This window comes from Ligilactobacillus sp. 110_WCHN, assembly GCF_030518115.1.
Classification (GTDB): domain Bacteria; phylum Bacillota; class Bacilli; order Lactobacillales; family Lactobacillaceae; genus Ligilactobacillus; species Ligilactobacillus aviarius_C.
The window spans coordinates 108,555-122,288 of sequence record NZ_JAULLI010000003.1 but is presented as its reverse complement, the minus strand read 5'-3'; the positions used below and the strand labels follow the sequence as shown (position 1 = coordinate 122,288).

Annotated in this window: 9 protein-coding genes; 1 reads left to right on the top strand and 8 read right to left on the bottom strand. The window is 39.3% G+C overall.

From position 1 onward, the window contains the following. Positions 1-139: 139 nt before the first annotated feature. The 8 genes from Q3C15_RS02125 to yjeM all read right to left on the bottom strand — a co-directional run bounded on the left by Q3C15_RS02125 (position 140) and on the right by yjeM (position 12,803). Complete coding sequence (locus Q3C15_RS02125; RefSeq protein ID WP_302703815.1) at positions 140-1,711, bottom strand: LPXTG cell wall anchor domain-containing protein; 1,572 nt, start codon at positions 1,709-1,711, stop codon at positions 140-142. Positions 1,712-1,896: 185 nt separating this feature from the next. After that, positions 1,897-4,074, bottom strand: coding sequence for a SpaA isopeptide-forming pilin-related protein (locus Q3C15_RS02120; RefSeq protein WP_302703814.1), 2,178 nt, complete (start codon positions 4,072-4,074; stop codon positions 1,897-1,899). Positions 4,075-4,269: 195 nt separating this feature from the next. Continuing rightward, positions 4,270-5,694 carry a flippase gene (locus tag Q3C15_RS02115; RefSeq protein WP_302703812.1) on the bottom strand — a complete coding sequence of 475 codons (1,425 nt, stop codon included), beginning with the start codon at positions 5,692-5,694 and terminating at the stop codon, positions 4,270-4,272. Between the two features lie 71 nt (positions 5,695-5,765). Then, positions 5,766-6,881, bottom strand: a complete 1,116-nt coding sequence (gene glf, locus Q3C15_RS02110) for a UDP-galactopyranose mutase (RefSeq protein ID WP_302703811.1) — start codon at positions 6,879-6,881, stop codon at positions 5,766-5,768. Positions 6,882-7,008: 127 nt separating this feature from the next. Then, positions 7,009-8,244, bottom strand: coding sequence for a cytosine deaminase (gene codA / locus Q3C15_RS02105; protein ID WP_302703809.1), 1,236 nt, complete (start codon positions 8,242-8,244; stop codon positions 7,009-7,011). A 2-nt stretch (positions 8,245-8,246) separates the two neighbouring features. Further along, on the bottom strand, positions 8,247-9,617 hold the full coding sequence (locus Q3C15_RS02100) for a cytosine permease (protein WP_302703807.1): 1,371 nt from the start codon (positions 9,615-9,617) through the stop codon (positions 8,247-8,249). A gap of 170 nt (positions 9,618-9,787) precedes the next feature. Further along, positions 9,788-11,185, bottom strand: a complete 1,398-nt coding sequence (locus Q3C15_RS02095) for a hypothetical protein (protein WP_302703805.1) — start codon at positions 11,183-11,185, stop codon at positions 9,788-9,790. Positions 11,186-11,288: 103 nt separating this feature from the next. Continuing rightward, the gene (gene yjeM, locus Q3C15_RS02090) at positions 11,289-12,803 is read right to left on the bottom strand and encodes a glutamate/gamma-aminobutyrate family transporter YjeM (protein ID WP_302703803.1); all 1,515 of its coding nucleotides are present in this window, start codon (positions 12,801-12,803) and stop codon (positions 11,289-11,291) included. A gap of 156 nt (positions 12,804-12,959) precedes the next feature. Here yjeM and Q3C15_RS02085 point away from each other — a divergent pair, with 156 nt between their 5' ends. Next, the gene (locus tag Q3C15_RS02085; protein WP_302703802.1) at positions 12,960-13,733 is read left to right on the top strand and encodes a DUF4422 domain-containing protein; all 774 of its coding nucleotides are present in this window, start codon (positions 12,960-12,962) and stop codon (positions 13,731-13,733) included. The last annotated feature ends 1 nt before the right edge of the window (position 13,734 follow it).

Here is a 13,734-nt window from a genome sequence, read left to right as displayed (position 1 = left end):
TAAACAAATGAATTTTAAAATTTAGATTAATTTACAATATTTAACATAATTAACAGCTCGCTCTCAACTATATTCGACCTTCTGATTTAAATAAAAAAGGTCGTGACTTTCATCACAACCTCTCCATTAACTTAATATGTTATTTTTGCTTTCGTAACGTAATCATTCCTGCCATTCCTAAAAAAGCTACTCCGATAGCAACTAATGACGTTGCGAGCGTTTCACCCGTCTGTGGCATTCCGTGCTTTACACCCTTATTAGTGTTTTGCTTTTCTTTTTGAACCATGCTGCCTAATGAACCTGAACTACTCATTAAATTGCTTGAGCTATGTGATACAACCAAGCTGCTTGAACTACTTAATGAGCTTAAACTCTTACTTGATAATGAGCTGCTGTTCAAATTGCTTGATAAACTTGAACTGCTTGATGATGAATTGTTGCTTGAACTACTTGATGAACTTGAACTCTTGATTGACCAAGTAACTGGGAAAATAAAATTTTCAGTAGTCGTTTCTAAGTTAACCATATTTTGATATGGATTATTCTTGCCCGGCACATTATTTTGCATTACTGCTGAGAAATAAGTTGACTTCTTTATTGCTTCATAACTTGCCTTAACAGTAATTTTATTGACTGCGTCGGTGGCAATTGAACTTGAAGGATTACCATTTCCAACATATTTAATTCGGTATGTCTTATTTCCTTGAACTTGACTTACAGGGTTCCCATTTTTATCCACAATTACATAACCGCTTGGAAGATTATTAATGTCAATTTCCCCGTTATAATTGCTTATTTCGAATGATTGACTTAATTTGTCCATTACCAATGTTGGTGTTCCTCCATCTGTCTTGGTTGTAACTGTAACATTTTTAGGAAATGCCGTTTGTTGATCTAGTGGATGATTTTCGGTATATGACAGAGTTGCTTGTCCTAATTTAGTGTAAGATACCATAAGTCCTTGTTGTTCACCACTAGCTGATGATGCTCCGTCAATCTTCCAAATAACAGATTGAGTAACATCTTGTTCAAATTCTTCTTTAGTATAAGGTGTAGGAATTTTGATCCCATAAAATGGACTGCTAGGATCATTTCTCCCTTGTAAGAAATCTTGGTAACTATCATCGACAAGTGATTGGAATTGAGGTACTACATTGTATTTTCCCGTGTCAGCATCCTTGTGATATCCTGCTAACATGGCTGCTGCAACTTCATCAACTTTGACTTGATCTCCGGTAATTTCTTTCATTCCGTCATAGAACTTGTATTCATTATACTCAGTTCCAATTGCATCTGGAGCTGGCCAATCCCAGTTATAGCAATATACTACTTCTCCATCTGCAGTTTGAAAATGCGGATAAACTCCCTGACTATTCACATTTCCTTGTGAAATCTGGTTAATTTGAGTTTGACCGGTTGGGGTAGCACCCGAATTTGTAGATTGGGGTGTTGCAGCTAAATTTTGTGATTTTAAATTCGTCTGACTACTTGCTGAGTTAGTCTGCGAATTAGCAACGCTTGATGAATTCAGCGCTACCGAAGATTTAGAACTGCTTGATACTGAACTTTGCATACTTTTTAAAACATGTGACTCGCTTGAACTTTCAACGGTTGAAGCTGATGCCATTGAACTTACAGTACTCATAATCGTACCAACAAGCAGGAAAATGGTTCCTAAAACATACATAAGCTTATGTGTAGTCTTTTTCATGTTATCTCCTCCTATTAATTAAGCCTACTCAGAGTCTTTAGATTTTCAGATTGATTTAAAACACAATTTTAATCCTTAATTAATAAAGTTAAGTTCTTCTTAAAAACTAAAAAAATACAGTTTTATCTGAACGATAAAACTGTACCCTACATATTCTTACCAGCACTAATTTAGTGAGCTAAGGACTAATCTTTATTCTTTTTTATAATCATAACTCCAGAAATTGCAATTAAAACAACTCCTAACACCACGATTGTTGAAGCAGCTGCTTCACCTGTTTGCGGCAAACTGCCTTGTCTCTTACCAACTTTAGAACTGTTATTCTTCTTACCGTTAGCTACTACTTGAGAAGATGCCACTTTAACCGCTGAATTTTCAACTGCTGAAGGTTGTTGAAACATCGATGAACTAGCTGTTGCTACTGGAGACGGAATTAATGGCTGTTCATCAGTTGATGGCTTTACAGGTGCTGGTGTTGAAGATACTGAAGGTTTTGTTACAGGCACCGTCTTGGTTGTTGACGGTGTGTATGTTGATGCTACAGATGGAACCACAACACTTGGCTTAGAAGCTACTGGTACAGATTGCTGTGTTGACGTTGAGTTTACACTTGGGGCAATTCTACTTGGAACCATCTTGCTTGGGACTTCACTCTTAGCAATGCTTGGAATTAACTGACTGCTGTTTGTTGGCGTTACTAAACTTGATGACTTAACGCTTGGAATCACTAAGCTTGATGATGACATTGTGCTACTTGAACTGCCTAAGCCCTTTGAACTTGATGTACTCTTGCTACTTGAAATCATTGAGCTTGAGCTCGAACTTGATGACTTCTTACTGCTTGAAATCATTGAGCTTGAGCTCGAACTTGATGACTTCTTACTGCTTGAAATCGTTGAACTTGAGCTAGTCTGAACTGCCTTATCAACAATAACATTATTTTGAGTCTCTTTACCATTAATCATAATTACAGGTTTATCATTTACAATCTTAACTTCAATTAACTCATTGTTAATTTGATAACCATCCGGAGCTTTGATTTCCTTAATCTTATACGTATCACCATTAGTAAGTCCTGTAAATTTAATTGTACCAGCATCATTAGACGTTACTTTTTGGTCTTGTCCGTTACCACTTAATTCAAAAGTTGCTCCTGGCAATCCTTCTCCGTCTGATGTTTGTTTACTTAAAACAACTCCATCCTTAGGTTGAGTTCCCCAAATATCATTGTGCCATTGGTTAGCGACTACACCAGTAGCAGTATTAGTAGAGGTTCCATCCGGATTTTTTTGAACAGCCGTGTTTGTCCATTGAGTATGTTTTTCATTTTGACCTAATTTTGTTTGATAAGTAATTGTATATGCAATTGTTTCAAAATCACCATTATTTAATTCACTTGATTCATTATTCAATTTAGCAATCATTGAAAGTTCATTAATAACGCTTTGATCATTAATATTTAACGTGAACCCATTAGAAGTCTCACTCAATGAACCCACTGCGCTCACATTTGGAAGACTTGTATTACCCGTGTCACCATATTGTACATTCTGTGACATCCAGTTCAATCCTCCAGCTGCACCAAATTGACCAAAGAATACAATTTTAAAAGTTCCTGGGACCAACGTCTGACCGTCTTGTGCTTCGTCAGTAACCGTTGTTGTTCCAGGATTACCAATAACACCATGAACTTCCCAGTCAACGTTTCCGTTACTATCAATTGCACCTCTCTTCATGATCTGACCAGTTGGTTCAACAATATTAGGGGTACCTGTTCCTTCACCACTTGTTGCTGGTAATGAAGGAGCATTTTGACCTACAGAAATATATGGAACTGGTAAATTACCACCATCAGGCCATTGGTTTACGTGATCAGGCTGAGTCCCAGATTGAGCAACAACCTTTCCTTGGAATGAGAAATCTCCGCCAGAAATCGTCTTAAGACTTGCAGCCTGTTGATTAAACGTAATAGTTACTCCAGTTGAAGTTACTGTAACTGTCCCCATATCTACGCCATTGTCTGGGTCATTGGGGTCATTAGGGTTGTTATAAATAAGAGCTTGTGAAGTTGGGATACCCTTAATTCCAGCCCCTGTTGAACTTGACTGTGGAAAGCTTACATGAATCGTATCTCCTGCCTTAACTGGGTAGTTCTTTTTACCACTAAAATGCAAGTTAAACGTCACAGTCTGTCCGGGAGTAGCATATCCGATGTTTGTAGTAATTGAATCAACTAACTGTCCTGTCACATCTGCCGCCTCAATCGCTCCTGCATTATTAGAAGTGAATGCTGGCGCAATCATAAGAAAAATTGAAGCAATTACCATAAAAGCACGTAAAAATTTGGATTTAAATTTATTCAATTTTACACTTACCTCTTTCTTTTTATGAATTATAGAGGTTAATTACGGCCAGCATCTTCAAGCCTACTGGCAGCTGCAAGTAACACCCTACAGTGATAGCATTCTACCCCCCCCCGAATACTTTTGTCAAATTTACTTTCTATACAAAATAAATTTTTATACAAAAAAAGCCGCGGCAAACGCCGTGGCTTTCTCTTAGTCTTTCTTATACTGCAACATTTGAAAGACCATCTTTAAACTGGTTGGTTTCAAAATCAAAATCATTGCGACATAAATAATGATTCCAACAATGACTTCGAGTCCTAATGTAAGCACACTAGTATGCAATTTAATATTCATCAAGTAAACCGGAATAAACATTACCACACCAGCAATTAAATATTTAAACGTATTCCGGAACATTTCTGTAAAGTGGACTTGCTTGCGCACAGCCCATAATTGATAACTAGTAACAACTACCTCCGAAGCAACCGTTGCCCACATAGCACCTTTCAATCCCCATAAATCAATGAATATAAAATTGGTTATAAAATTAAAGCATGCACCTAAAATAACCGAAGTTGTATATTTCTTAATTTGATTCGTTGGAACAAGATACTGCTGGCCGATTGTATTACTCCATGCAATTAAAATAATAACAATTGATTCGATCATCATTGCAGGTCCTACCGGCCAGAAACTTTTACCGTAGAAAAACGGTGCTAAATTTGTTGAAACGGCCGCGACCCCGAACGTCATCGCAAATGCCAAAATTGAAAGCATGTCAAATGATTTATAAAGTAATTGATGCATTTTTTCTTTATTACCCTTGGCAAACGCCGCCGACATATGCGGCAGCATAACCGTCCCTAAGGCTGTTGCAAGTGAGAGAACCATCTTTACCAGGGTATCTGAATTTTGATAGAAGCCTGAGTACTTCGTGCCCATCATTACCCCCAGCATCGTTTTATTTAGTTGCAAATAAACCGAAGTTGCGATTTGGGGAACAAACAGTCCAAGTGTTGGTAATAAGTGACGCCATATGTGAAGAGAATTAACTTTTACTGGTACTAACATCTTTCGCAAATGCGGCCACAAGGTTAAATTTCCAAATAAATTTGAAAACGCAATGATAAAAATGTAGAATCCAACATCACTTGCCTTTTTAACTAAAACAAAAATTAAAACTAATGTTAGTAATCGTACAAGAGTATTTCTTAATACTGTTCGTTTAAAATCTTCAACTCCCTGATATAACCATGAGACATCAAGAGCAGCAGCAATTAAATTTATTGACTGAATCCACAGGAAGACCGTGTACCGATCATAAACGTGAAGAAAAATTACGAACAAGAAATATACAAAAGTTGTTGTGAAGAACTTCAAGCATTGAATTTCCCAGAACGTTTGCGACATTTTTTTCGGATCTTCACGCACATACGCAATTTCCCGCTGCCCATACATCGCAATCCCTAAATCGGCCATCAATACGAAGTACTGAATAATTGAGTTGGTATATGCATTGTACCCAACCCCGGCTGGATGAAGCACCCGGCTGATGTACGGCGCCGTGATCAACGGGACGATCAGGGCTAAGATCTGGTACCCCGCATTATATAAGTAATTCTTTAAAACTTTCATCTAATCACCTATAAAAGAAGAGAGAGCGGCAATCCCACCTACTCTCTTCCTTGATTTTATTTTCGAATCAATTATTTTCCGAATTCTTGTTCAACGGTTACTAAAGCAGCACCAATAACTTGGTCCATGTTGTAGTAACGATATTGACCTAGCCGGCCACCAAAGATAACGTTGTTGGCTTCTTTTTGAGCAAGTTCAACGTATTTCTTGTACAACGCATTATTCTTGGCATCATTGATCGGATAGTATGGTTCATCGCCACGGTGCCACGTTGCAGGGTATTCTTTTGTAATGACCGTCTTGCCCTTATCTCCCTTGCCAAATTCAAAATGTTTGTGTTCAATGATCCGGGTATAAGGGGTTTCTTTATCCGTATAGTTAACAACGGCATTTCCTTGGTAGTTGTCAACGTCGAGTTCTTCGGTTTCAAACCGTAAACTCCGGTATTCCAATTCACCCAACTTGTAGTCGAAGAATTGGTCGATCATTCCGGTAAAGACGATCTTGTCGTAATCCTTCAAGTATTCATCTTTCTTATCGAAGAAATCAGTGTTCGTTTCAACCGTGATGTTGTCATCATCTAACATCTTTTCAACGATTTGGGTGTAACCGCCGATCGGAATTCCTTGATATGTATCGTTAAAGTAGTTGTTATCGTATGTAAACCGAACTGGGAGCCGCTTAATGATGAATGGTGGTAATTCCTTTGCATCCCGCCCCCATTGCTTTTCAGTATATTCCTTAACAAGCTTCTTGTAGATGTCCGTTCCAACAAGTGAAATGGCTTGTTCTTCCAAGTTTTCTGGCCGCTTACCGTTCAAGACCGCCCGTTGTTCTTCAATCTTCTTTTCAGCTTCTTCAGGTGTAATTACGCCCCAAAGCTTGTTGAAAGTATTCATGTTGAATGGCATGTTGTAGATTTCGCCATGGAAGTTTGCAATTGGGCTGTTTGTGTAACGGTTGAATTCAGCAAATTGGTTTACATAGTCCCAGATTTCCTTCTTTGAAGTATGGAAAATGTGAGCCCCATATTGGTGAACTTGAATCCCGTCAACTTCCTTTGTGTAAATATTACCTGCGATGTGGTCCCGCTTTTCAATTACGTGAACCTTGTGACCGCGTTTAGCTGCTTCATGAGCAAATGTTGCGCCGAAAAGACCGGCACCAACGACTAAATAATTTGTCATTGAGTTAAATCTCCTTAATTTCGTTGTTTTTTCACTTATCAAAACTGATGTAATACTAAATAATTATTGATAATCTCGCTTGCTTTGTCAAGATTACTCAAAAAAATTTAAGATTTTTTGCAAGGAACTAGAAGTTGAGATGAACTTTTTTCGGTTGGGTCTCAACCAAAATCTTTCCGTTCCGAATCGAATATAAAACTTCGGCATGTTGATTTAACACGTCATAGAAGTTTGACCCATTAACGATCAAGAAGTTTGCCGGTTTACCAACTTCAATGCCGTAATGATCAGTAATATGCAACGTTTTGGCCGCATTCGTCGTAACAAACTGATAAGCATTTTTCAATTCAGTGTAGCCCATCATGTGACCAACGACCATTCCCATGTATACCGGATCAAGCATGTTGCCGTCTCCCATTGGATACCACGGATCTTTAATATCGTCTTCCCCGAACGAAACATTGATTCCGGCATCCCGCAATTCCTTAACGCGGGTCATTCCGCGCCGTTTCGGATATGTATCGAACCGGCCGCCTAAATGCGTATTGACCAATGGATTAGCGACAAAATTAATATGTGAAAGTTTAAGTAACTTAAATAATTTGAACGTATAGGCATCGTTATATGACCCCATCGCCGTTGTGTGACTGGCAGTTACCTTATCACCTAATCCAGTTTCATAGGCTAAAGTTGCTAAGGTTTCCAATCCCCGCGCTTGCGGATCATCAATTTCATCACAGTGAACATCGATCAGTAAATCGTTTTTCGCTGCCAAATCAGCAATGAAGTGCAGTGATTCCACGCCATATTCACGCGTAAATTCGTAATGCGGAATGCCGCCTAACGCATCTACGCCCATCTTAACGGCTTCTTCCATCAATTCCTTTCCATGCGGAAATGATAAAATTCCTTCTTGCGGAAAAGCGACTAGCTGCAATTCTACAACATCCTGCATTTCTTCCTTAACTTCAAGCAATGTCTTTAGGGCCGTCAGTTGTGGATCAGTCACGTCAACATGGCTTCGAACCACTTGAATTCCGTTTGCAACTTGCCGCCGAATCGCCTTTTGCGCCCGTTCCTTAACGTCTTCAATCGATAACGTTTCTTTGCGTTCAGCCCAAATGTTGATCCCTTCAAATAGCGTTCCGGTCTCGTTCCACCGCGGTTGACCAGCCGTCATAGTGGTATCCAGGTGAACGTGTGAATCAATGTACGGTGGTAAAGCTAAATTTCCGTTACCGTCAATCACCTGTTCATTCTCATTCGGTTTCAATCCCGCTTGAATCGCAACAAACTTGCCGTCTTTGATCCGTAAATCAACATTTTCATTCTTTTCCGCTAACTTGACGTTTTTAATTAACATAGTTATCCCCTTTTCTGTAAGATCCAATGTTGGCCAATTCCGTATAATATTCCGCTAATGATCATCGCAATGAAGGTTGCCCCAGTTACATCTACGATCACTGGGACGTGTTGGAGAAGGTTATAAATCACAATTCCGATGATCCAAATTGCAAAGGCAAAGTAATTAACCCCGCCATGATACCAATTCTTGCCGTTGACCTTTGTTAGTTCATCAATTTCGTATTGTTGATGGTGAACCACATAGAAGTCGGTGATCATAATTCCGATCATCGGTCCTAAGATCATGCCAATGTAATTCAAGAACGCCTCAAACGTGTCCAAGAAACTGCCGACAATTAACGGAATAAACGTTACAAAGGTGGCCAAAATCGTAACGATCCATAATGCCTTGCGTAATTTGATCTTATGGAAAAGATTATTTAACGCCGAGGCCGCTGCCATCAAGTTGGCCGCATTGGCCGTCATACTTGTTAAAACAATGACGATCATCGCTAAGACCCCTAAGCCAAGCTTATTCGCAATCGTACTTGGATCTGAGTTGTTCGGGTTGAATTGGCCCGATGTAATGGCAATGCTGATCGTGGAAACAACCCCAATCAACGCAAACCACAGAACACCGATCAGCGCACCCCAGAATGAAGCGTGCGTTGCTGCCCCTTTCTTGGCCGTAAACCGGGTAAAGTCAGCACCGGCTGTGACCCAGGCAAGGTTAAAAGCCGCTAAAATATCCATTGCATGACCGGCTTTTAGTTGCTCGGAATGCGGAACGACCCAAGTTACCAGCTGGTGAAATGAAACCGTCCGGAAAACAACGATCGATTCCCAGATCACAAAACCAATGACAAAGATGATTCCGATCCGTTCGATAATTTGAACTGACCGTTCTCCCATTGAAACACTGATCAGGTGCAGGACACTCATTACCAACACCCCAACGATCACGCCGAAAATTCCCGTATTTGAAGTTGCATTGTATGTCTTCCAGCCAAAGAAATCATGGAAGAGGATACTTAACGATGTTGCCGCAATAAAGGTATTTACTGCTGTCCAGCCGACGAACTGAACCACATTGATCACCGATGGCACATAACTGCCGCGAATCCCAAATGAACTCCGGGTCAACGCCATTGTGCTAACGCCGGTAATGTATCCCATTAAACCAACAAGCGAAAGCAGGACATATGACAATGCCGATGACGCGATTAAAACCTTAGTTGCAAGTACCAAGCCGCATGCCGCAACGACCCCGCCAATGTACCACGTTCCGTTATTCGCATTTGCACCGATCCACGTTGCGAACATATCCCAGTGCGACATATGCCGGTTCGCAACCGGAATCTGTTCAATCGGATAAGTTTTCTGTTTTTCCATTAATCAGCCACCCTTTCTCATCAAAAAAATCGGACTACTGGCATTCAAAATCCAATAGTCCGATTAATTCAATAGCTATTATTCGTCCACGTTGTAAAATGAATGCTCACTGACATCCTTTATTTTGCTCTGTGAGATACTATTCCATTTTTAATTTTAAAATTCAATTATTATTTCCGTTTCTTTGAGAAGAATGCTCTTCCAGAAACGATCATAATTGCCAATCCTACTAAACTGTATACCCAAGTATACGGATCCATTCGGGTTGCCGGCAAAATTCCTTGAATCGGCAATGTGACCCGGTGGACATTTGAAACCGGATGAGCAGCATTCCGATGTTTAAGCGTCAATCCCTGCTTAGAAACATTTGCCGTTAATGAACGCCATGCTGGCTGAGCATCCGCCTTTTTCACTGCTTTTGCAACCTTGGCTGCTTTTGGCATCTTATGTTCAAGTGTCCGTATTTGTTGCGGATTCAAATGAAGATTGCCGTTTTGATCAACCATTGGCTGTGAAGCCTGCCGAATAGGATTTTTCCTTATCAATGATTCCGAAGATAATTGTTTCTTTGAGGAATGACTCACCTTTGTTGAAACCTTTGACGTTGAAGAAAAATGTTTCAAACTAATTGAATTCGAACTTTCTTTTACTGGAACATTGATAATATTACTTTTTCGTGAAGAAGATTCATTTTCGTTTTTCACAGTTGAACTATTCTGTTTGCTTGACTTTGAAATTTCTAATGAAGTCTTTTGACTATTTGACTGGGCGTTCACCGATGAATTTCTTATTGAAGTCTGCTTACTCAATGAACTTTTGGCACTGTTTCTTGAACTTTGAACCAGCGACATCCCTGAAATCTTTGATAGACTCTTCAAAGACGTTGCCCTTTTTACACTTGAAGAACTCGAATGCCGGCGATTGATTTTATCAGCATTGATTGATGAAGAATATACCAAACTTGGTTTCGAACTTCTTAAAGGTGGGGTAATGATCGATACCGGTCCCGGACCATAAGGAATACTTTTCCCACTGCTGGTTAATGAACTTGAACAGTCCACCATTGAATGCTTTGACGAAGAATCATCTGCACAACTGCCAGTAATATCTCCAATATCAATTACACCGCCAGTTCCAATTGATCCAAAATCCATGCTGCCGAAATCCGCAACAATCTGAGCAATTTCACCACCGTTCGCATCAGTTGTAAATACTATCACACCGTAACCATTGCCATGCTCAATGGTTAATGTTGCAATTTCCTTTCCATGATCAACAATTTTAAAAGTTAGTGTTTCTCCAGTATATTCTCCGTGCGGAAGAAGGATTTTAACTTGATCGCCCTTCTTGAAGTTTTGAATTCTTGGCGACCACAAAATCCATTTCCCACTTTCTGAATTTTGACAATTATCTTTGCTTAACGATAAATTTTGACTTGATTGGCGAGTCGCAGAAGACATTAAATCAGCACTTCTGCTTGAATTATTTACACCTGCAGCTTTTATGCTACCAACGACTCCTAAAATTGATAGTAACAGGGTAAAAAGAATAATTTCACTTTTTTTCATTCTAACCATCCTTTTTTACCGTCCAACTCTCCTACTATCATTTTAACGATATTCATCGGCTTTGAAAACTGAAAATCATACTTTATCGCTTTCTTAATAAATTTTACCGATTAGAAACAATTTCTTCATTTTGCTTGTGAGTTGCATGTACATATAATGTCCACCCAACTAAGCCAAAGAAAATTGGTCCAAATGCTGTCCAAAAGGCAGTTGAATAATCATGTTGCAAAAGCGGTTCAATACACGTGAAGATAATGCTTACTGCAATTACGATCCACACGATAATCGAAACGATCCATGTTGTTGACTGTTTTTTATAGAAAACAAACGGCCGTTCGATGTTCTTCTTCATCTTAAAGAATGGGAAAGCCCCAATCAAGAAGAGGTATGGTGCAGCTGACGAAACATTCATCATATCTGTCAAAACGGTAAAGAATGTGCTGGCTGCATCCCCACCAAAGGCAACAAATAAAATGATGGCAATTACCACAACGGCTTGCAGCCACATTGCATTCGCCGGCATTCCCTTATCGTTTAATTTTGTCAATTTCTTTGGTAATAAGTGCGTATCGCACCCCAGAACAAATGACTTAATCGGTGAATAAATCATCATAAATGCGCCGCCGATTCCGGCTAAAACATCCGTTAACCCGGCAAAGTGGGCAAACGCTAAGCCGATTCCTTGAGCTCCGCTGGCTGACATGCCAAATGCCTTACCGATTTCAACCCCTAAGTTGTTAATAATGACATATTCACAGTTTGCAAGGTTAACGTTACTTTTTCCTAAAACGTGACTCCAATTAGTTGAAAAACCGCACATCACGATCATTACAATATAAAGACTCGTCATCAACAGCATCGCCGTAACTAAAGCCTTCGGATAAGTCTTTTCAGGCCGGTCAACCGAATCGATCACGCCTGAAGTTGTTTCCAACCCCGCAAACGCAAAGATTGCATATACAAGGAACGAAATGATTGCAATCGGGCTTTGGAAACTTTCATTTGGCGACCGCAAAAGATTATTGGTTCCGGAAATGCTTTCAGCTAATACCCCGTGGTGCATGATCAACACAACAATACTTAATAAGCTGAACAAGATTGAAATTGCAAACGCAAAAACTCCGCCAATACTTGCCACCTTGGCAATTTTATCAACCCCACGGCTGGCCGCAAATGTAACGATTAAAATGAACAGTGCCCCGAGCATCCCCACAACTTCGGTTGATGAGAAGTGCCAAAAGTGCCAGCTTTGCGTTTTATCTGATCCGAACAGCATCGTTGATACCGAAACGATAAAGAAGTTCGTTGATGAAACCAGCCAAATGACCCATGATGCAAGCCAAATAAACGTCCCAATAAATGCAAATTTTTCATTTGTTGAGCCGCGCAACCATGAGTAGATTCCACCTTTTGCTTCCCGAAATGAAGCGCCATATTCGGCAAACATCAGCGCTGACGGCAAGAAAAATAAAAGCGCTGCTAAGATATACCAAATCACACTAGAATATCCCATCTGATAAAACGCCGTGAGCGAATTACTGAATCCAAAAATTGCTGAGAAAATCATTAAAACTAAACTGCCATACTTAATTTTATTCTGTCCGGGGTTGTCATCCATTAAAATCATTCCTTATCTGATTAAATTTTCTATATTATAGCACGATTTTAATTTGTTTTTAATCTTTTAATGATATTTTCCTTTCCAATTTGCTATTAATTTTATAATATAATAGAATACCTCTAGTTATCGCTAAAACGATGGAGGCTTATACTATTGAAAATTGAAGTTTATGTGGTAAGTCATAAAGCCGCTAAAATGCCATCTGATGAAATGTACGTTCCCGTTCAAGTTGGGAATAATCCTCAAAACTTTAAAGGCTACTTAAGAGATAACACTGGAATTAATATTTCAAACAAAAATGCTTCTTACTGTGAGCTTACTGCTCAATACTGGGGGGCAGAAAATCGAACAGCCGATGTTAAAGGGCTTGTTCATTATCGTCGTCTCTTTTCAAACGGGAACTCGGACTTTTTCAAGTCTGTTCGTGCAAAATGGAAAGACGTCTTGACTCACCAAAAATTGGAACAGCTAATGCAAGACTATGATATGGTCTTGCCATGCAAGCGCAATTATCATATTGAAACATTATGGTCTCACTATGAGCATTCACACCATATTGAAGGGCTTCAAAAAACACGTGAAGTTATTCACGACCTTTGTCCAGAATATTTACCATATTTTGACAGACATATGAATGAAAAAAAAGGCCATATGTTCAATATACTAATCACCAAAAGTGAATTATTTGACGCATATACTGACTGGCTAATGAAAATTCTTAATGAAGTTGAAAATCGAGTTGATATTTCAAATTATAGTGTTAGTGAACAGCGGATTTTTGGATACATTAGCGAGTTGCTTTTAGATGTGTGGGTTGAGTATAATAATATTAATTATACTGAATTGCCTGTAATGTTTATGGGAAACCAACATTGGGGCAAAAAGATATTTAATTTTATCAAGAGAAAGTTTAAAGGAAGAGAATAAC